General features: G+C 64.5%; 21 protein-coding genes and 1 pseudogene. 14 read left to right on the top strand and 8 right to left on the bottom strand.

Annotated features, from left to right (window positions below):
• Nucleotides 1–4: 4 nt before the first annotated feature.
• The 4 genes and pseudogenes from ABIE20_RS10460 to ABIE20_RS10445 form a co-directional block, all read left to right on the top strand.
• Complete coding sequence (locus ABIE20_RS10460; RefSeq protein WP_429504947.1) at nucleotides 5–1,348, top strand: iron-containing redox enzyme family protein; 1,344 nt, start codon at nucleotides 5–7, stop codon at nucleotides 1,346–1,348.
• Between the two features lie 13 nt (nucleotides 1,349–1,361).
• Entirely contained in the window at nucleotides 1,362–2,312 is a 951-nt protein-coding gene (locus ABIE20_RS10455; protein ID WP_429504945.1) for a methyltransferase, read from the top strand.
• Nucleotides 2,309–3,403 (top strand): carboxylate-amine ligase, encoded by a 1,095-nt coding sequence (locus ABIE20_RS10450; protein WP_429504943.1) that lies wholly within the window; start codon nucleotides 2,309–2,311, stop codon nucleotides 3,401–3,403. The genes ABIE20_RS10455 and ABIE20_RS10450 overlap by 4 nt, the downstream gene beginning before the upstream one ends.
• A gap of 35 nt (nucleotides 3,404–3,438) precedes the next feature.
• Nucleotides 3,439–3,534 (top strand): annotated as a pseudogene (locus ABIE20_RS10445) (LysR family transcriptional regulator); the annotation flags it as partial.
• 4 nt (nucleotides 3,535–3,538) lie between these two features.
• Here ABIE20_RS10445 and ABIE20_RS10440 read toward each other — a convergent pair.
• The 3 genes from ABIE20_RS10440 to ABIE20_RS10430 all read right to left on the bottom strand — a co-directional run bounded on the left by ABIE20_RS10440 (nucleotide 3,539) and on the right by ABIE20_RS10430 (nucleotide 4,504).
• Entirely contained in the window at nucleotides 3,539–3,721 is a 183-nt protein-coding gene (locus tag ABIE20_RS10440; protein WP_429504942.1) for a DUF1289 domain-containing protein, read from the bottom strand.
• 3 nt (nucleotides 3,722–3,724) lie between these two features.
• Nucleotides 3,725–4,036, bottom strand: a complete 312-nt coding sequence (locus tag ABIE20_RS10435; RefSeq protein WP_429504940.1) for a hypothetical protein — start codon at nucleotides 4,034–4,036, stop codon at nucleotides 3,725–3,727.
• Between the two features lie 132 nt (nucleotides 4,037–4,168).
• Nucleotides 4,169–4,504: a hypothetical protein gene (locus ABIE20_RS10430; protein ID WP_038994655.1), complete on the bottom strand. Its 336-nt coding sequence runs from the start codon at nucleotides 4,502–4,504 to the stop codon at nucleotides 4,169–4,171.
• Between the two features lie 151 nt (nucleotides 4,505–4,655).
• Here ABIE20_RS10430 and ABIE20_RS10425 point away from each other — a divergent pair, with 151 nt between their 5' ends.
• Entirely contained in the window at nucleotides 4,656–5,411 is a 756-nt protein-coding gene (locus tag ABIE20_RS10425; protein ID WP_429504938.1) for an SDR family oxidoreductase, read from the top strand.
• Between the two features lie 25 nt (nucleotides 5,412–5,436).
• Here the strand turns inward: ABIE20_RS10425 and ABIE20_RS10420 are convergent, their stop codons facing one another.
• Together ABIE20_RS10420 and ABIE20_RS10415 are read right to left on the bottom strand one after the other, a co-directional pair.
• Entirely contained in the window at nucleotides 5,437–6,672 is a 1,236-nt protein-coding gene (locus ABIE20_RS10420; RefSeq protein ID WP_429504936.1) for a DUF1835 domain-containing protein, read from the bottom strand.
• 153 nt (nucleotides 6,673–6,825) lie between these two features.
• Nucleotides 6,826–7,722 carry a LysR family transcriptional regulator gene (locus ABIE20_RS10415; RefSeq protein WP_429504934.1) on the bottom strand — a complete coding sequence of 299 codons (897 nt, stop codon included), beginning with the start codon at nucleotides 7,720–7,722 and terminating at the stop codon, nucleotides 6,826–6,828.
• An 81-nt stretch (nucleotides 7,723–7,803) separates the two neighbouring features.
• Here ABIE20_RS10415 and ABIE20_RS10410 point away from each other — a divergent pair, with 81 nt between their 5' ends.
• The 8 genes from ABIE20_RS10410 (at nucleotide 7,804) to ABIE20_RS10375 (ending at nucleotide 16,073) form a co-directional block, all read left to right on the top strand.
• Nucleotides 7,804–9,240 (top strand): MFS transporter, encoded by a 1,437-nt coding sequence (locus ABIE20_RS10410; RefSeq protein WP_429505261.1) that lies wholly within the window; start codon nucleotides 7,804–7,806, stop codon nucleotides 9,238–9,240.
• Between the two features lie 55 nt (nucleotides 9,241–9,295).
• Nucleotides 9,296–9,751 (top strand): N-acetyltransferase family protein, encoded by a 456-nt coding sequence (locus ABIE20_RS10405; RefSeq protein ID WP_429504933.1) that lies wholly within the window; start codon nucleotides 9,296–9,298, stop codon nucleotides 9,749–9,751.
• Nucleotides 9,752–9,841: 90 nt separating this feature from the next.
• A complete protein-coding gene (locus ABIE20_RS10400; RefSeq protein WP_429504931.1) occupies nucleotides 9,842–10,561 on the top strand; it encodes a GntR family transcriptional regulator in 720 nt (239 codons plus the stop codon).
• A complete protein-coding gene (locus ABIE20_RS10395) occupies nucleotides 10,558–11,346 on the top strand; it encodes an SDR family oxidoreductase (protein WP_429504929.1) in 789 nt (262 codons plus the stop codon). Before ABIE20_RS10400 ends, ABIE20_RS10395 begins: the two co-directional genes overlap by 4 nt.
• A 59-nt stretch (nucleotides 11,347–11,405) precedes the next feature.
• On the top strand, nucleotides 11,406–12,338 hold the full coding sequence (locus ABIE20_RS10390; RefSeq protein WP_429504927.1) for a 3-keto-5-aminohexanoate cleavage protein: 933 nt from the start codon (nucleotides 11,406–11,408) through the stop codon (nucleotides 12,336–12,338).
• Between the two features lie 71 nt (nucleotides 12,339–12,409).
• Nucleotides 12,410–13,756: an MFS transporter gene (locus ABIE20_RS10385; RefSeq protein WP_429504925.1), complete on the top strand. Its 1,347-nt coding sequence runs from the start codon at nucleotides 12,410–12,412 to the stop codon at nucleotides 13,754–13,756.
• 309 nt (nucleotides 13,757–14,065) lie between these two features.
• A complete protein-coding gene (locus ABIE20_RS10380; RefSeq protein WP_429504923.1) occupies nucleotides 14,066–14,935 on the top strand; it encodes an RNA ligase family protein in 870 nt (289 codons plus the stop codon).
• 1 nt (nucleotide 14,936) lies between these two features.
• A complete protein-coding gene (locus ABIE20_RS10375) occupies nucleotides 14,937–16,073 on the top strand; it encodes an AAA family ATPase (protein ID WP_429504921.1) in 1,137 nt (378 codons plus the stop codon).
• 45 nt (nucleotides 16,074–16,118) lie between these two features.
• Here ABIE20_RS10375 and ABIE20_RS10370 read toward each other — a convergent pair whose 3' ends face one another.
• Nucleotides 16,119–16,511 (bottom strand): lysozyme inhibitor LprI family protein, encoded by a 393-nt coding sequence (locus ABIE20_RS10370; RefSeq protein ID WP_429504919.1) that lies wholly within the window; start codon nucleotides 16,509–16,511, stop codon nucleotides 16,119–16,121.
• 29 nt (nucleotides 16,512–16,540) lie between these two features.
• On the bottom strand, nucleotides 16,541–16,966 hold the full coding sequence (locus ABIE20_RS10365) for a GFA family protein (RefSeq protein ID WP_429504917.1): 426 nt from the start codon (nucleotides 16,964–16,966) through the stop codon (nucleotides 16,541–16,543).
• A 57-nt stretch (nucleotides 16,967–17,023) separates the two neighbouring features.
• Between ABIE20_RS10365 and ABIE20_RS10360 the strand changes: the two genes are divergently transcribed.
• Nucleotides 17,024–17,494, top strand: coding sequence for an NUDIX hydrolase (locus tag ABIE20_RS10360; RefSeq protein ID WP_429504915.1), 471 nt, complete (start codon nucleotides 17,024–17,026; stop codon nucleotides 17,492–17,494).
• Here the strand turns inward: ABIE20_RS10360 and ABIE20_RS10355 are convergent.
• Nucleotides 17,469–17,798, bottom strand: a complete 330-nt coding sequence (locus ABIE20_RS10355; RefSeq protein ID WP_429504913.1) for a hypothetical protein — start codon at nucleotides 17,796–17,798, stop codon at nucleotides 17,469–17,471. The genes ABIE20_RS10360 and ABIE20_RS10355 overlap by 26 nt on opposite strands.
• Nucleotides 17,799–17,815 lie beyond the last annotated feature (17 nt).

Raw genomic sequence — 17,815 nt, 5'->3', positions numbered from 1 at the left:
CGCCATGACCGTGATGACCGCCGCACCCGTGCTTGACCCGCATGCCATCGATAGCCGAGCAGGCCATGAGGCGCGGTACCACGCCTTGCTGCAGGGCGACCTGAGCGTCAGCGCCGCCTGGCTCGGCGAGCAACTGCAACAGGCCGAGGCGTTGCCCGATGAGTTGCCGAACAACCCTGCCGAACTGGGCCAATGGACCGCCGACCGTGCTGCTGCCGTGGCCGGGCAATACGCCCAATACCTCGCCGAGCGCAAAGCCGGCGCTGCCCGGCGTTACTTCAGCAGCCGCGCCTATGCGCTGTATTTTCTCCAGCACGTCGCCCCGACCAAGGCGGTCGATGGTGCCTGGCTGTTCGGCATGCTCCGCCACTGGGCCGACCCGCGTTACCACGGGCTCATCCGCATTTACCTGGAAGAGCTCGGTGACGGTGACCCGGCCTGCAACCATGTACTGATCTACCGGCGCCTGCTCAGCGAACTGGGCTGCCACGAGCAACTGCCGCTGGCCGACGATCGCTATCTACAAGGCGCGCTGCAACTGGCGCTGGGCTTCAATACCGAAGCGTTCTTGCCCGAGGTGATCGGCTACAACCTGGGCTATGAGCAGTTGCCCCTGCACTTGCTGATCAGCGCTTATGAACTGGACGAACTGGGGATCGACCCGCAGTACTTTCGCCTGCACGTGACCATCGACAACGCCAGCAGCGGCCATGCCTGCAAGGCCGTGCAGGCGCTGGCGCAGCTGTGGCCGGCGCAGGGCGCCAGCGAGTTCTATCGGCGGGTTGCCCGAGGCTATCGGCTCAACGACCTGGGCCCGTGTTCACCGACGATCATTGCCGAGTTTGACCTTGAAACCGAGCTGCTGGCCGCCTTCGAGCGCAAACGCAGTTTTGGCCAGCACATGCATTCGGACTACTGCCGGATCGAAGGGCGCACGGTCAACCAGTGGCTGGCCGAACCTGGCAGCATTCCAGGGTTTCTCGCCGCCCTGCAGGACAAGGGCTGGATCAAACGCGGCCAGGACCCGGCCAACAGCCGCTTCTGGCAATTGATCGACGGCCCGGCAGCAGCGATGTTCGGCGTCTTCAGCCCTTATGAAAAACAGCTGCTGCACGACTGGATCGCGGTCAGCTGGCAACCGCGCCGCCCTCGTTACGGGCCGGCCAAGGCCGAGGTCTCGGTGCACGACGAGGCGCTGGTGAACGGGCTTGAACGCGAGCTGCACGATTTGCCGCCCGAAGCGCGGATCGCCTACCTCATCAGCGAAATGGCCGGGGCTCGCCACGCCTTGCCCCAGGGCCTGGCGGCGACGCGCAAATACGCGCAGATGACCGGGCTCAAATCTTAGTGGGAGGCTGACCATGCAATTGACCGAGGCGCAACGCCAGGCCGATCAGGCCTTGCTGAAACTGGGGCGGCGGCTGTTGGCCGATGGCTATCGATTTACCAGCGTCACGCCCTTGACCCAAGTGCGCAACAACCAGCGCGAAGGGGCAGAACAGGGCCATACCCTGCGCGATATTTTCGGCTGGAACCGGCCCTTTGCGCCCGCCCTGCTGTCAGGGGAGGAGCTGACGCAACTGCAACGGGCGCAGATCATCGAGGCGCAAGGTGAGCTGCTGCGCAGCAGGGTACGCTGGTCGAGCCTGCATGATTTGCTCTTCGTTCATTCCGGCTTTCCCACCGTCAGCACGGATGCGGTGTTCTTCGGCCCCGACAGCTATCGCTTTGCCCAATTGATCGAAGCCCACCTGCAGCAAAGTTTCGCCAGCATCAACCACGCCGTGGATATCGGCTGCGGTGCCGGGGTCGGCGCCGTACTGATCGCCCGTGCCCGCCGGCATGCGCAGGTCAGCGCCGTGGACATCAACCCGCAGGCCTTGCGCCTGACCGCCATCAACGCCGCCTTGGCGCAGCTGGCCAACGTCTCGGTCGAGCACAGCGATGTGCTCCAGGGCATCACCGGCACCTTCGACCTGATCGTCGCCAACCCGCCATACATGCTTGATGCCAGCGAGCGCGCCTACCGTCATGGTGGCGGTGCCCTGGGGGCCGGGCTGTCGTTGCGGATCGTCGAAGAAGCGCTGCCACGCCTGGCGCCGGGCGGCACCTTGCTGTTGTACACCGGGGTGGCCATGATCGAGGGGCGTGATCCGTTCCTGGCGGCCTTGCAAGCGCCGCTGGCGTCCTCGGACTGGGCCTGGCATTACCACGAACTGGACCCGGATGTGTTCGGCGAACAACTGCTCGAGCCCGGTTACCAGCAGGTCGAACGCATCGCCGCCGTAGCCTTGAGCGTCACCCGCCGATGAACAGCCCCTGCGGCTTTGGCATCGAGGAAGAGTACCTGCTGGTCGAGCTGGCCAGCGGGCGCATGCTTGCCGCGCCGTCGGCGGCGCAGATCGACCTGTGCCGCCAGGTACTCGGCGCGCACTTTGCCCAGGAGATGTTCAAAGGCCAGGTCGAAGTGGCGTCGCCGGTGTTCGGCCATCTGGCCCAGGCCCGTGAGTTTCTGGCCGGCAGCCGCACCCAGCTGGCGCAGGTACTGGCCGAGGAGGGCGTCGGCTTGCTGACTGCCGGCAGTCATCCCATGGGCGGCTGGCGCGACCAGCAGCCTGCTGACGATGAGCACTTTCACCAGCTGTTCGACGATTACCAGCAGGTGGCCCGGCGCAGCCTGCTGTGCGGCCTGCATGTGCACGTCGGCGTACCACCCGGGCAGGACCGCATCCAGCTGATCAACCAGTTGCTACCCTGGTTGCCGCTGCTATTGCTGCTCAGTACCTCGTCGCCGTTCTGGGAAGGCCAGCCGACCGGCTACATGAGCTATCGCCAGGTGGCCTGCGGGGAATGGCCGCACATGGGCCTGCCGGAGCGCTTGAATGACTGGCAGGCCTTCGAGCGCTACCTGGCCCTGCTGCGGCGCACCGGCTCGTTGCGCGAAGGGTTTGACTGCTGGTGGGCGATCCGCCCGTCGCGGCGCTTCCCCACGGTGGAGCTGCGTATCGCCGATGCCTGCCCGAACCTTGAAGATGCGTTGTGCATTGCCGGGTTGTTCCGCTGCATGGTCGAGCATTATCTGGCGCAACCACGTACCGCCGTGCACCTGAGCCGCGAAGCCCACTGGATTGCCCAGGAGAACTACTGGCGGGCCATGCGTCATGGCCGCCATGGGCAGTTCATCTGCCTGGAGGGTGAAGGGCAGGGCAGCGCCGGGCAATGGCTGGCGCGGGCGCGGGCGGTGTTTGCCGATGCTGCGCAGGGGGTTGACGGTGATCGTAGCTTTGCCCGGGCGCAGGTGATTGTTGCGCACGGGAGCAGTGCCGATCGGCAGTTGGCAATGGCGGAGCAGGGGATGTTGGCGGTGGTGCAGGGGGTGTTGCAAGAGGTCAAATCGTGTTGACGTCATCGCGAGTCAAGTCGAGGCGTCGCACCGCCGCTCGGCCGTTCATTTTGCTCTACCCCCACGCCCGGCATGTGCCGCTGCGGGTGCGGGCCTTTATTGATTTCCTGATTCAGGATGCCGCTGGCTGAAACGCTAGCCCTTGGCTTTTTTCAGGCTTTTCATCCGCTGGTTGGCGCGCTGCACGGCAGCCATTTTTTCCGGGCGTTTCATGCGCTTCCATTTGCGGATGTCGTCCTTGCTGCGGCCGCAGCTCAGGCACAGGTCACCGTTCAACTGGCACACGGCGATGCAGGGGTTTTCGATGTCCTTGGCCATGTGTCAGCCGCGCTTTTCGATGTCGAACTGCACGTGAGGTGCGAGCGGATGCAATTCGACGTCGGCTTCTTGCAAAGCCAAAGCCGTCAGCTCGATCATCCGCTCACCTTGTCCGCTGGCCAGGGCGTGTTCCTTTGCAGCCCGGTTTTCGAAAACCCAGATCACCTGCAAACTGGAAGGGAAGCGTGTGTAATCGACCAGGTGGGTGAGCCAGGCAAAACCGACGATTTCGGCCTTGGCGGTCTCGCAGGCTTCGGTCAGGGTGGCGACCAGACGGCGGTCAAGCTGCGCCTGTTCGCGTTTGCTCAGTGGCATGGCGGTGAGGGTCTTTGCGGGAGGAGAGGCGATCATACGCTATCTGAGCGCGCCTACTAAGCTTGAGAGCCATTGCCCTGTACTGGCGGGCACCGCCAAGTTGCAGGCCAAGGTCGCCTGTGGGAGCGGGCTCTACTGAACGTTGTGCAGCTTGACCACATCACCCGAAACGCGGGTGGTGTAGCCGGTCAGTACCCAGGCCCAGAACCAGTTTTCCTGGACTTGGGTGTTGATCATCGCGTCGCCGCCCTTGGCCTTGATCGCGGCATTCTGGGCGCGCACGAAGCGGCTGTTCTGACGCACTGGAATGACGCCCAGTACCAGCAGGCCGGTGGCGCTGGCTTCGCTGTGGCCGATCACGGTGTACTGGTCGGCGTTGTAGTGCTGGGTTTTCATCGGGGTGCCGGTGCAACCTGCCAGGGCCAGAACGAACAGACCGCAGGCGACAACTTTGCTCAGGTTTTTCACTGCATAACTCCATGACAATTGGCCCGGGATCCATCTCTCGAGCGGCGCGTACTTTACCGGATCATCCACGATGACGCTCGTCTGTTGCTGCTCGGCCTTGCGCTACCCAGCGTAAAATAGTTGCTTGCGATCCTCCCCCGGAGCAGCAGCCATGAAAATCGTCGTGATCGGTGGTACCGGCCTGATCGGCACCCAGTTGTGCAACAACCTGCGCGCCAACGGCCACAAGGTGCTCGCCGCCTCGCCCAGGACCGGCGTCGATACCCTCACCGGCGAAGGTCTGGAGCAAGCGCTGCAAGGTACTGATGTGGTGGTCGATGTGGCCAACTCACCGTCCTTCGAAGACGCTGCGGTGCTGGCGTTTTTCCAGACATCCGGGCGCAACCTGCTGGCCGCCGAGGAGAAGGCCGAGGTGCGGCACCACATCGCCCTGTCAGTGGTGGGCAGCGAGCGCATGCAGGACAGCGGCTACTTTCGCGCCAAGCTGGCCCAGGAAGAGCTGATCAAGGCCTCAGGCAGGCCTTATACCATCCTGCGCGCTACGCAATTCTTCGAGTTCATGGGCGCCATCGCCTATTCCGGTGCCGACGGCAACCGCGTGCACCTGACCAACGCCGCGCTGCAACCGGTGGCCTCGTCCGACGTGGCCCTGGCCCTGGCCAACCTTGCCGAGCAGGCGCCGGCCAACCGCACTTTCGAAGTCGCCGGCCCTGATCGCCTGCCACTGGCTGATTTCGTGCGCAGTTACCTGCAGCACAATCAAGATGCCCGCGAGGTGATAGTCGACCCTGAGGCCACCTATTTCGGCGCGCCGATCGACGACTGTTCACTGACCCCGGATGCCGATGCGATCCTTGGCTCGCTGCACTTTCAGACCTGGCTGAAAACCACCGCCGTGCAACGCTGAGCCGTTGCACAGGGACCTGACTTCTTTACCCACGCCACACCGGCCACAGGTCGCGGCCCAGCGCCCAGTGGCTGTGCCCGGCCTGCAGGCGCACGCCGCCGACCCAACGCTCGGGAGCCTGCTGCTCAAGCCAGTTGGCCTGGCCGGCCAGTACCTGCTCGCCCAACGGGGTAAGGCGCAAAGGCCGGCGCGGCCAGTCCAGCTCGGCCTGCGCTTCGATGAGCAACGGCGTGGGCGAATCAATCAACGGGCGCAGCAGGGCATGGAACATCATGTCGCCCAGGTAGGGCAACGGCTCGCGCTTACCCATCAATTCGGCAAACACCCGGCCAAAGGGCGCCTCGCCGAACTCGCTGATGATCTGCAGCGCCAGGCGCTCACTGAGCGACAAACCATCGGCCACTCCTGGCAGCTCCTGCAGCTGGCGCAACAGGGCTGGGGCGAGCAAAGGCAGGGCCAGGTCCTGGCGATGAGCCAACTGCGCCCAGGCCTGTGGCGACGGTGCGCAATAAGCGGCCCAGGCCTCGCGCGCCAGTTGCAGCATGGGGCCATCCACTGCCCGGCGCTGCGGCCACAACCAGGCCAACACGTCCGGGGCCAACTGGCCGATGCCGATAAAGCGCTCGACCCCGGGCATTCTGTCAATCTCGATCAGTTCCAGGCGCTGCGGCGGCTTGTGCAAACCGGCCAGCACGCGGATCAAAAACAACTGATCGTAGGCATCGGCCTCGCACCAGAGCACCGCGCTGGGGCAGTCTTCGAGGCGGGCCAGGTCAGCGTATTCGGCGTCCATCTTGCGCTGCACTTCAGCGTGCTCCAGGCCATAGGCCTGACTGACGTAGTTGCCGCGCAGGGCGCGGTAAGGCGCTGGCGGCACGTCACGCACCGGGCCCATCACCAGCGGGTCGCTGAGCATGTGAAAGGCACCGGTAAAGCCGGCCAGGCGCAGGCTGTGGCTGATGTCGTTGCCGCAGCGCCAATGCTGGGTGGCGGCTTCGTCATCGGCAATAAACTGCGGGTGGCGGGCGGCAAACTCGATGGCCTCGACATGCGCCTTGAGCTTGGGCCAGCTGGCAAAGCCCAGGTCGCGGGCGATCAGCCATTGGGCATCGGCCAGGCGCGGTGAGGCAGGGGCGAGTAGCGCCAGTTGCTCGGGCGCGGTACCGCTGCGCAGGCGCTGGAGCAGTTCCTTGGCGCGCTTGCGTTGTTGTTCAAGATTGATGCGCCCGTCATGGGACGGCGATGACAGTCGAGCAGGCATACGAACTCCTTGTGCGAGCCTTGTCCGCTGTCAGGCCGGGAGTCGTAGACAAAAATGTGGGGTGTATAGCCTGGGCGCAGCCCTTTCCGCGGACGGGTGGCGTGGTTGACGCCGGCTGCGACTATAGGCCCGGCGCCCGGCAAAAGGCAATCGTCAACTCCAAGCGCACGGCCAGCGCTCCTGCAGCAGGTCGCTGAACACCTTCAGGCGCGGCGAATGCTGGCGCGAGGGTGGATAGACCAGTGCCAGTTCACGCCAGCGCCCGGAAAACGGCTCCAGCACCGGCACCAGGCGGCCGTCGGCGAGGGCCTGGCGGGCGACGAAATCCATCACCTGGACAATGCCGAAACCCTGCAGCGCGGCATCAATCAGCGGGTCGCCGACATCGAACAGCAGCTGCCCGCTGACCTGCACGTCGACCCGCTTGCCGTGCTGCACGAATTGCCAGTCGACCCGGCGCCCGAGGTAAGGGTTATGCACCACCAGGCAGTTGTGCCGGGCCAGGTCGTCGAGGCTTTGCGGCGTGCCGTGGCGGGCCAGGTAAGCGGGGGAGGCGACGGTCACCCAGTGCATCGGCGCCAGCGGCCGGGCCACCAGGCGCACGTCGCTGAGCGGGCCGATGCGCACGGCGGCGTCGAAGCCTTCTTCGGCGAGGTCAACCAGGCGATCGGTCATGGTCGCATCCACCACCAGTTGCGGATGGCGTTGGGTCAGTTCGCCCAGCAGCGGCAGGATGACAATGCGGCCGAAGGCCGAGGGCAGGCTCAGGCGCAGGGTGCCGCTGGGTTCGCAGCGGCGGTCGAGCAGCAGTTGCTCGGCTTCCTCGAAGCCGGCCAGCAAGGGGGCGCAACGCTCACGCAGCAGCAAGCCGTCGGCGGTCAGGCTGACACTGCGGGTGTTGCGGTGCAGCAGCTTGACCCCCAGTTGTTCTTCCAGGCGCCGAATCGCCCGCGACAGCCCCGACTGGGTCAAGCCGGTGCTGGCGGCCGCGGCGGTAAAACTGCGCAGCTCGGCGACCTTGAGCAGCAGGGCAACGGTGTTCAGATCCATGATTAATGTCATAACTGAAAGAACTGGCAGCGTATTTATCATGCCTGGCGCATGAATGACACTGGCGCCTTCTTGCCAAGGATGCCCCGCATGTCGATCCCCACCCCGCGCCACCCCGCATTGATGCTGCTGTTACTGGCCTGCGCCCAGCTGATCATTGCCCTGGACTACACCATTGTCTTCGTCGCCTTGCCGACCATTGGCGAACACCTGGCCATCGGCCCGCGCCAGTTGCAGTGGATCATCAGCGCCTTCGGCGTGGCTTTTGGCGGTTGCCTGCTGCTCGGTGGGCGCGCCGCCGACCTGCTTGGCCGGCGGCGCTTGTATCGGCTCGGCCAGGCCTTGTTCGCCATCGCCTCATTGGCCGGCGGCCTCACCCATCAGGCCGAAATTCTGGTGCTGGCCCGGGCGCTGCAAGGGCTGGCAGGCGCCTTGCTGTTTCCCGCTACCCTGGCGCTGATCAACAGCCAGTACGCCGAAGGTGCGCCGCGTACCCGCGCCCTGGCGATCTGGAGCGCCGCCTCGGCCGCGGGCCTGGCTCTTGGCGCCTTGCTCGGCGGCATCCTTACTCAATGGCTGGGCTGGCAGGCGGTGTTTCTGGTCAACGTGCCGCTGGCGGGGGCTTGCGCCTGGGCTGCCGGCTACTGGATTCCAGCCGACCCGCCACGGGCCCTGGGCCGCTCGTTTGACCTCGCCGGTGCCCTGACCATCACCCTGGGCGGCAGCCTGCTGGTGCTGGCGCTGATCGAAGGGCCGAGCTGGGGCTGGCAACGGCCGTTGTTCTGGACCGTGCTGGCGGCTGCAATCATTTGCCTGGCGGTGTTCGTGGTGATCGAAACCCGCAGCCGCGACCCGTTGATGCCGCTGCGCCTGCTGCGCACCCCGGGGTTGCGCGTGGCCATGGGCCTGACCGCGGTGTTCATGGCCAGCTTCAGCGTGCAGTACTACTTCCTGGCCTTGTACTTTCAGCAGATCTACGGCTACAGCGTGCTTGCCAGCGGCCTGGCGTTTTTGCCGGCCACCCTGGTGTGCACCCTGGGCATCGGCATTGCCGAACGGGCGCTGGCCCGCCTGGGGTTGCGCAGCACCTTGATCATCGGCTTGCTGGCCGGTGGCGTGGGTATTCTCTGGCTCGGCTGGATGTTGCCCGGTGACGGCGCGTTTGCCCGCCTGCTGGCGCCGATTGCCTTGCTCAGCATCGGCCAGGGCATGACCTGGACCGCCATGTGGGTGTGCGCCGGGCAGGGCGTGGCAACGGGCGAGCAGGGCGTGGCGTCAGGGATGGCCTCCACCGTCCAGCAGATCGGCGGGGCGTTGGGCCTGGCGCTGCTGGTGGGGTTGGCCAACCAGGGGCTTGACGGTCTGAGCGGGGCTGCCTGGCAGCAAGGGTATGCGCTGGGCTTGCAGCGGGCAGTGCTGGTCAGCGGCGGGATTGCATTGTTGGGTGTGCTGATTGCCCTGGTATTACCCGCCAAGGTGCGAAGCACTTCGGCAGTGGCTGAAACCAGCGCTGGTTAACCAGCCTGAACACACGGCACACTGGCGTCCCGATGCTGCCTCAAGGAACGAGCCGATGCCCCTGCACATTCGCCCCGCCACGCCCGCCGACGCCAGCGCCATCAGCGCGGTGATCATCCAGTCCTTGCAGCAGACCAACGCCGCCGATTATTCAGCGGCGCTGATCGCCCAGGTCGAGCAGAGCTTTACTGCAGAGCGAATACTGGCCCTGCTGGAGCAGCGCCAGGTGCTGGTGGCGGAGCTGGACCAGCAACTGGTCGCCACTGCCAGCCTGCAAGGCAATGTGGTGCGCAGCGTGTTCGTGGCGCCAGGGGTGCAGGGCACCGGCGTGGGCCGCGCGCTGATGCAGGCGATTGAAAACCTGGCCCGGCAAGCGGGCCAGAGGCTGCTGCGGGTGCCGTCTTCGATAACCGCAGAGGCGTTCTATGCCCGGCTCGGTTACGCCAAGGTCCGCGAGGTGCTGGAGGGGGAGGAGCGGATCATCGTCATGGAGCGCGCTGTGCCGCGTTGAACACGGCCTTGTTGTCGTCGAATATAATTTGACATATTTGATTTGTGATCACATATTCGTGTCACAAGAACGACAACACAGGCTTTTTCCATGACCGACCGTCCCGTCCTGTTGCCGGCCCTGCGCCAGGTGTCCCGCGATACCCTGCAAGACCAGGTCTACCGGCAGATCCGCGAAGCGCTGATGAGCGGGCGTTTCCAGCCCGGGCAGAAGCTGACCATCCGTGGCCTGGCCGAAGCGCTGGGTTCCAGCCCCATGCCGGTACGCGAAGCGCTGCAGCGCCTGAGCGCCGAAAACGCTTTTGAAGTCACCGAAACCTCGCGCCTGCGGGTACGGGTGATGACCATTGAACGCCTGCGCGAAATCCGTGATGCGCGGGTGGCCCTCGAAGGCTTGCTGGCCGAGAAGGCCGTGGCCCATCTGCGCGATGCCGACCTGGCTGAAATCACCGACCTCTGCGTGCAGATGCAGGCCGCCGCCGACAAGGTCGACGTGCCGGCTTACCTGTGGGGCAACTTTGCCTTTCACCGGCGCATCTATGCCGTGGCCCAGGCCGAGCTGACCGTCGCTGCGGTAGAGAATTTCTGGCTGCACATGGGCCCGTGCTTTGCCCTGGTCGCCCCGGACAAAGCCCACCTGCAGCGCTCGATGCAAGCCCACGACCGTATCGTCGCTGCCCTGGCCGACCGTGATGCGGCCGCAGCGCGGGCGGCGGTGACCGACGACATCATGCAGGCCGCCGACTCCCTGGCGCGCCTGCTGGTCAACAACGACCGTGCGCGGTCTGTTTCAGGAGTGAAAAAAGCATGAGCGTTCTCAAGCGTCTGACGCCGTATCCGGGCCTGCGGGTGTTGATCTCCGGCGGCGCCGCCGGTATCGGTGAAGTGCTGGCGGCGGCCTATATCGAAGCCGGGGCCCGGGTGCATGTCTGCGATGTCAGCGAGGCAGCCCTGGCGGCGTTTCGCGACCGCTACCCAGGCAGCGTCGCCACCCGCGCCGACGTCGGCGATGCGGCGCAGATCGAGGCGCTGTTCAAGGTTCAGCGCGAGCAGTTCGGCGGCCTCGATGTGCTGGTCAACAATGCCGGCATCGCCGGGCCCACCGCCGGAATCGATGCGATCAGCGACGACGACTGGCAGCGCACTATCGACATCAACCTCACTGCGCAATACCGCTTCGCCCACCACGCGGTGCCGCTGCTCAAGGACTCGCCCAACGCCCACCTGCTGCACATCGCCTCGGTGGCCGGGCGCCTCGGTTACGCCTGGCGCACACCGTATGCGGCGACCAAATGGGCCATCGTCGGCTTGATGAAGTCCCTGGCCTCGGAGCTTGGCGAAAGCGATATCCGCGTCAATGCCTTGCTGCCTGGCATCGTCGAAGGGCCGCGCATGGACGGGGTGATTCGTGCCCGTGCCGCGCAAGTGGGGGTGTCCGAGGCGCTGATGCGCGAGGAGTACCTGAAGAAGATTTCCCTCAAGCGCATGGTCACTGCCGAAGACGTCGCCGCCACCGCCTTGTTCCTCTGCTCGCCGGCCGCCCGCAACATCACCGGGCAAGCCATCAGCGTCGATGGCAACGTCGAATACCTCTGAGCAACACCCGCGCCTTTACCGCACTGCTTTCTCGCCAAGAATAAAAACGGAGAACCCGCATGTCCAAGAAACGCCCGGTCATCATCACCTGCGCCGTCACCGGTGCCATCCATACACCGTCGATGTCGCCATACCTGCCGATCACCCCGCAGCAAATCGCCGACGCCGCCATTGGCGCCGCCGAAGCGGGTGCTTCGATTGTTCACCTGCACGCCCGTGATCCGTTCGACGGCAAGCCCAGCCAGGATGTCGAGCTGTTTCGCCAGTTCCTGCCGCAGATCAAGGCGCAGAGCGATGTGGTGATCAACATCACCACCGGCGGCGCGCCGACCATGGGCGTTGAAGAGCGCCTGCAGCCGGTGGCCCAGCTCAAGCCGGAACTGGCCTCGCTGAACATGGGCTCGATGAACTTCGGCCTGTACGAAATGCTTGAGCGCTTCACCGAATTCAAGCACGACTGGGAGCGGCCGTACCTGGAAGAGAGCGATGACCGGATCTTTCGCAACACCTTCCGCGACATCGCCTACATCCTCAACGCTTGCGCCGAGAACCGCACGCGCTTCGAGATCGAGTGCTACGACATCGGCCACTTGTACACCGCCGCGCATTTCCTCCAGCGCGGGCTGCTCAAGGCGCCGTTGTTCATCCAGTCGGTGTTCGGCCTGCGCGGCGGCATCGGTGGCCACCCCGAAGACCTGGCGCACATGCGCCGCACTGCCGACCGCCTGTTTGGCGACAACTACGAGTGGTCGATCCTCGGCGCCGGGCGCAACCAGATCCCCCTGGGCACCATGGGCCTGGCCATGGGCAGCAACGTGCGCGTGGGGCTTGAGGACTCGCTGTGGGACGGCCCGGGCAAGCTGGCGGCGTCCAATGCCGATCAGGTCAAGCGCATCCGCACGGTGATCGAAGCCCTCGGCGGGCGGGTCGCCAGCCCCGATGAGGCCAGGGAAATGCTCAGCCTCAAGGGCCGCTACGCAGTCGATTTCTAGCTTGCCTGCATGCCCCGGCCAGTGCTGGCCGGGCCGTTCCCACCGCTGTCGCCACACTAGAGATTCGTGCCATGACAATTACAAGATCGCCCGAAGAACTGACTGTGCCCCGTGATCCTGCAACCCTCAACCGGTTGCTGTTCGTCAAACTCATGCCGTTGCTGATCGCCGCCTATGTGCTGAGCTTTCTCGACCGCACCAACATCGCCCTGGCCAAGCATCAACTGGATGTCGACCTGGGTATTTCCGCGGCCGCCTACGGACTGGGCGCCGGGTTGTTTTTCCTTACCTATGCGCTGTCGGAAGTGCCCAGCAACCTGATCATGCACAGGGTCGGTGCGCGCTTCTGGATTGCCCGGATCATGGTGACCTGGGGGCTGATTTCTGCGGCCATGGCCTTCGTCCAGGGCGAGACTTCGTTCTATGTACTGCGCCTGTTGCTGGGCATCGCCGAGGCCGGCTTGTTCCCCGGGGTGATGCTCTACCTGACCTACTGGTTCGGCCGCGAACAACGTGCCCGCGCTACCGGCTACTTCCTGCTCGGGGTGTGTTTTGCCAACATCATCGGCGGGCCGTTGGGCGCGGCGCTGATGCAGATGGACGGCCTGATGGGCTGGCACGGCTGGCAGTGGATGTTCATGCTCGAAGGCTTGCCGGCGGTGTTCTTTGCCTACGTGGTATGGAAGAAACTGCCCGACCGGCCGAGCAAGGCACCGTGGTTGAGTAGCGCTGAAGCCGAGCAGATCGAACGCCAGCTGGCCAGTGAAGCCGAGGAGGGCGCTGGCCACAGCGGGCACTCGCTCAAGCAGTGCCTGACACCACAGATCCTGTTGGCGATCTTTGTCTACTTTTGCCACCAGATCACCATCTACACGGTGATCTTTTTCCTGCCGGGGATCATCGGCAAGTACGGCGACCTGAGTGTGCTGCAGATCGGCTTTCTCACCTCGTTGCCATGGCTGGCGGCAGCGGCCGGGGCGATCATCCTGCCGCGGTTTGCCAGCACGGCGCAGCGGGCGCGGCGGATCCTGGTCACCGGTTTGCTGACCATGGCCCTGGGCCTGGCCATTGCCTCACAGGCAGGGCCGGTGATCAGCCTGCTGGGTTTTTGCCTGTCGGCGCTGATGTTCTTTGTCGTCCAGTCGATCATCTTCCTCTACCCGGCCTCGCGCCTCAAAGGTGCGGCGCTGGCGGGTGGCCTGGGCTTCGTCAACTCCTGCGGTTTGCTGGGCGGCTTCTTCGGGCCGTCGGTAATGGGCATGATCGAGCAAAGCACCGGCAATGCCGTGAACGGTTTGCAGTTCATCGCCGTGGTGCTGGTGGTGGCGGCCTTGGCGGCGCTGCGTTTGCGCCAGGGGCATGAGCGTAACAGCGCGAAGGATGATGCGCTCAACGGCGCTCGGCGCCAGTCGGCATAGGGCTGCTACGCAGCCCATCGCTGGCAAGGCCAGCTCCCACAGGTCCGCTGTATGCAGGGCTATTGTGGGAGCCGGCCTTGCCTTTGATGAGGCCATCGCGAACCACACAGCGCTTGACAGCCCACCCCCATCTCGTTTCCAATCCGCACCCTCAGATCCACCACCCCTCATTATTTAGGTGAAGCCAGTGCCCCACGCCAACCAACACGCCTGATGCCGACGACGGACGTTTAAGCCTGTTGGTGCCTGCCTGCGCACGCACTTTCACCTGCCCGCTGTCGTCGGTTTTCCCCCTTTTGGAGAAGACCCATGACACTCGATATCCGCGAGCTCGCGCAGCTCGACCTGTTCAAGTACCCGCGCACCCCACACCTGCAAAGTTCTCGCCTGCAACCCGGCGATAGCGACCATGACCAGCTGCCTTACAGCGAACTGAAGGGCCAGTACCTGGTGGTCGAGGAAAAGCTCGATGGCGCCAATGCCGCGATCAGTTTTTCTGCCGCCGGCGAGCTGCTGTTGCAGTCCCGTGGCCATTACCTGGCCGGCGGCAGCCGCGAGCGCCAGTTCAGCCAGTTCAAGCAATGGGCGGCTTGCCACGAAGACTGGCTGCTCGAGCACCTGGAAGATCGCTACGTGCTGTTCGGCGAGGTGATGAGCAAGCGCCACAGCGTGTTCTACGACCAGCTGCCGCACCTGTTTTTCGAGTTCGACATCTGGGACCGCGAGGCGCAGGTGTTCCTTTCCACCGCGCGGCGTCAGCAGTTGCTTGCAGGCGGCCCGGTGCTGTCGGTGCCGGTGCTGTTCGAAGGCACCGCACCGCCACGGCTGAAGGACCTGCTCGCCCTGGTCGGCCACTCACAAGCCAAGTCGCGACGCTGGAAGGACGCTTTCGCCGAGGTCATCGCCCGCCAGCAACTGGACTTTGCCAAGGCCTGGAACCAGGGCGACCGCTCTGACCTGATGGAAGGCCTGTACCTGAAAATCGAAACCGCCGAGCACACCACCGGGCGGATCAAATGGGTGCGCCACGACTTTGTCCAGGCCATCCTCGAAGCCGATGAGCACCACCTGCGCCAGCCGTACATCCCCAACCTGCTGGCCGCCGGTGTCGACCTGTATGCGCCTGAGCCTCAGGTCACCTGGGCCAGCCTGCAGGCCGCCGAACAAGGAGTTGAATGATATGGACATGAACACATTGCAAGGGTTGATGCCCGGCCCCGGCCGCGCGGTCGACTACCCGGCGCTGCTCGAGGCGATCCCGTCTCTGCGTGCCTTGGCGGCAACCCCGCAGGACCCGGTCTACCACCAGGAGGGCGACGTCTGGACCCACACCATGATGGTCGTCGATGCCTTGCTCGCCGACCCTGTGTACCAGCGTGCCACGCCTGAACAGCAGTTCGTGCTGTTTTACGCCGCGGTGCTGCACGACATCGCCAAGCCGTCGTGCACGGTGATCGATGAAGTCACCGGCAAGATCGGCCAGCCCGGGCATTCGCGTCGCGGCGCGGTGGATGCGCGCATCCTGTTATGGCAGGCCGGGGTGGCGTTTGAGCTGCGCGAAAGCATCTGCCGGATCATCAGCGTGCACCAGCTGCCGTTCTTTGCCCTGGCCGGGGACAAGAGCGGGCGTTCGGCCGAGCAGATCCTCCATCGCCTGTCGTGGGAGTTGCCGGTGTGGATGCTTTGCGCCGTGGCCAGCGCCGACATGCAGGGCCGCGGCTTTGCCGGCAAGCAAGGGCTGCTCGACGACATCGAAGTCTTCCGCCTGCTGGCCGAAGACGAAGGCTGCCTGGATCAGCCCAAGGCCTTTGCCGACGACTACACCCGGCGCTGCTACTTTCGCGGTGCCTCGGTGCTGCCGCAGTACAGCCTGTACCGTGAAGTGCAAGGTTCGCAGGTGATCATGCTGGCGGGGCTGCCGGCCAGCGGCAAGGACACCTGGGTCAACCAGCATGCCGCGGATCTGGCCGTGGTGTCGTTCGACGATGCCCGCCAGGAACTGGGGCTGAGCCATGGTGACAAAGGCCCGGTAGCGCAGTACGCGATCGACAAGGCCAAGACCCTGCTGCGCCGCCGTGAGCCCTTCGTGTGGAACAGCACGCACCTGTCGCAGCAAATGCGCAAGAAGACCCTCGACCTGCTCTACAGCTACGACGCCGACGTACAGCTGGTGTACCTGGAACAGAGCGAGCGCGAACTGATGCGCCGCAACGCCCGCCGTGACACCTCGCTGCGCAACAAGGACATCGAGCGCATGTATTTTCGCTGGGAAGTGCCGACGCCGGTGGAGGCGGATCGGGTTGAGTACCAGGTGTGAGGCCATGCGGGGTAGGTGGGGCTGCAGGCAGCCATCCATGACCCATCAGGGCATCCCGGAAATCCGCTTCAGGTACTGGACTCTGGCTTGCGTCTGCTTCAACAGGCAATGGGTATGGATGGTGGCGTAGCCGCTGCCGCCAACCGATTCATATGTCTCCAGTTCACAGCTGGCATCACGAAAGGCAATCCAGGCGCGCTGGGCTTTTTTCAGCGCCACGTCCTGGGTCGGGCGCCCGGGTGACGCGCCTTCTTCCTTGAAGCGTGTGACCAGCTCCTGATAGAGCTGATTCAATTGCCGATCGGATTTTTTCAGCGAGCGCTGCATGCATTCAAGCATCTGCACTTCGGTGTTGGCGCCAGGGCACAGGCTGTTTGCCTGGGCCGGGGTCGCCAGCGCCATCAGCGCGCCGAAGCCTGCGTAAATCAAACGATACATAGGGCGTCCTTGCTTTGAAGTTTTACCGGTCACTGGTGCTGCGGCCACGAATCGCCAATCACCAGCCAGCAGGCCTTGGATTGCACATGCACATGTTTTTGCCGGGCAGGCGCGAACGGCGTATCCAGGGTACCCAGCGCAACGCTGATCCAGTCCGGATACTCGCCACTGGCATTGGCCCAGAACAGGCTCGCGCCGCAGCCTGAACAAAAACTGCGACTAACCGAAGGCGATGATTTGAACACCCGTAACATGCCCTGCGGATCGCTACAGCTCAAGGCCGCTGCCGGCACGCTGCCGTACGTGGCGAAGGCTGCGCCATGGGCCTTGCGGCATTGGCTGCAATGGCAGTGGGTGACGGCTTTTAGCGGGGTGGTGATGCGGTAGCTGACGGCGGCGCACAGGCAGCTGCCGTGATAATCAGTGGGGGTCGGTGCAGATTTGTCGTTGTTCATCCCTGGAGCCCGGTAGAATCTCGGCCGCGATCATAAACCAAGGACAGGACCACCACGATGCGTGAACGTAAATCAGCCCGCCTATTAGTCATCAGCCCCTCCCGCAGCGTGTTGCTGTTTCGCTTCGTCCATCGCAACGGCGCGCTGGCCGGTGACGATTACTGGGCAACACCGGGGGGCGGTGTGGAAGAGGGGGAAACCTTCGAGCAGGCTGCCATTCGCGAGCTGCGCGAAGAAACCGGCATCCAGGTCGATGCCGTGGGCGCCCACTTGAGCGAGCGCCGCTTCACCATGCAATTGCCCAGCTGCGAGTGGGTCACGTCGGTCGAGCAGTACTACCTGATCCAGGCGCAGGACCAGCAGCTGTGCCGCCAGGGCTGGACGGCGTCGGAGGTCGAAGTAATGGCCGATCATCGCTGGTGGTCGGCCGAGGAACTGCGGCAAACCACCGACACGGTGTGGCCGGAGCGGCTGATTGAAACCCTCGAAGCAGCCGGCGTATTCAGCGTCGCGCCAGCGCATGGCTGACGCACTGCTCGTAGTAGGTCTGCTTGATGGCTGCGGGCTTTAGGCGCGACTGGCTGTTGTAGGTCTGTTCGGTGATGCCCATGGCGGTCATGCGCATCCACGGCTTGTTGAACTTACGCACCTGCAGGCGCTTGCGCGCGGCGTACAGCGTCACCCCGGACAACTTCGACTGCTGCGCGCCGGCGGCAATCTCCGAACCCCAACTGCACATGTAGCGGTCATTGTTGCCCAGGGCCTTGGCCTGGGCACCGAGCGGGAGGGCGACCAGAAAAAACGCTGCCAGGGTTAATCCATAAGCCCGCATAGCACCTACCTAACTTG

Origin of the sequence: Pseudomonas sp. 2835, assembly GCF_050435905.1 — a bacterium.
Taxonomy (GTDB): domain Bacteria; phylum Pseudomonadota; class Gammaproteobacteria; order Pseudomonadales; family Pseudomonadaceae; genus Aquipseudomonas.
Note: the sequence above shows the minus strand (reverse complement) of the source record. Positions and strands in the feature narration are given on the sequence as shown.

Coding starts and splice junctions, on each gene's coding strand:
- ABIE20_RS10435 (WP_429504940.1), bottom strand. CDS start 4,036: ATGCCACTGAGCAAACGCGAACAGGCGCAGCTTGACCGCCGTCTGGTC.
- ABIE20_RS10425 (WP_429504938.1), top strand. CDS start 4,656: ATGAAAATCGTCGTGATCGGTGGTACCGGCCTGATCGGCACCCAGTTG.
- ABIE20_RS10360 (WP_429504915.1), top strand. CDS start 17,024: ATGCGTGAACGTAAATCAGCCCGCCTATTAGTCATCAGCCCCTCCCGC.
- ABIE20_RS10420 (WP_429504936.1), bottom strand. CDS start 6,672: ATGCCTGCTCGACTGTCATCGCCGTCCCATGACGGGCGCATCAATCTT.
- ABIE20_RS10460 (WP_429504947.1), top strand. CDS start 5: ATGACCGTGATGACCGCCGCACCCGTGCTTGACCCGCATGCCATCGAT.
- ABIE20_RS10400 (WP_429504931.1), top strand. CDS start 9,842: ATGACCGACCGTCCCGTCCTGTTGCCGGCCCTGCGCCAGGTGTCCCGC.
- ABIE20_RS10415 (WP_429504934.1), bottom strand. CDS start 7,722: ATGGATCTGAACACCGTTGCCCTGCTGCTCAAGGTCGCCGAGCTGCGC.
- ABIE20_RS10405 (WP_429504933.1), top strand. CDS start 9,296: ATGCCCCTGCACATTCGCCCCGCCACGCCCGCCGACGCCAGCGCCATC.
- ABIE20_RS10410 (WP_429505261.1), top strand. CDS start 7,804: ATGCCCCGCATGTCGATCCCCACCCCGCGCCACCCCGCATTGATGCTG.
- ABIE20_RS10440 (WP_429504942.1), bottom strand. CDS start 3,721: ATGGCCAAGGACATCGAAAACCCCTGCATCGCCGTGTGCCAGTTGAAC.
- ABIE20_RS10355 (WP_429504913.1), bottom strand. CDS start 17,798: ATGCGGGCTTATGGATTAACCCTGGCAGCGTTTTTTCTGGTCGCCCTC.
- ABIE20_RS10450 (WP_429504943.1), top strand. CDS start 2,309: ATGAACAGCCCCTGCGGCTTTGGCATCGAGGAAGAGTACCTGCTGGTC.
- ABIE20_RS10455 (WP_429504945.1), top strand. CDS start 1,362: ATGCAATTGACCGAGGCGCAACGCCAGGCCGATCAGGCCTTGCTGAAA.
- ABIE20_RS10380 (WP_429504923.1), top strand. CDS start 14,066: ATGACACTCGATATCCGCGAGCTCGCGCAGCTCGACCTGTTCAAGTAC.
- ABIE20_RS10385 (WP_429504925.1), top strand. CDS start 12,410: ATGACAATTACAAGATCGCCCGAAGAACTGACTGTGCCCCGTGATCCT.
- ABIE20_RS10375 (WP_429504921.1), top strand. CDS start 14,937: ATGGACATGAACACATTGCAAGGGTTGATGCCCGGCCCCGGCCGCGCG.
- ABIE20_RS10370 (WP_429504919.1), bottom strand. CDS start 16,511: ATGTATCGTTTGATTTACGCAGGCTTCGGCGCGCTGATGGCGCTGGCG.
- ABIE20_RS10365 (WP_429504917.1), bottom strand. CDS start 16,966: ATGAACAACGACAAATCTGCACCGACCCCCACTGATTATCACGGCAGC.
- ABIE20_RS10395 (WP_429504929.1), top strand. CDS start 10,558: ATGAGCGTTCTCAAGCGTCTGACGCCGTATCCGGGCCTGCGGGTGTTG.
- ABIE20_RS10390 (WP_429504927.1), top strand. CDS start 11,406: ATGTCCAAGAAACGCCCGGTCATCATCACCTGCGCCGTCACCGGTGCC.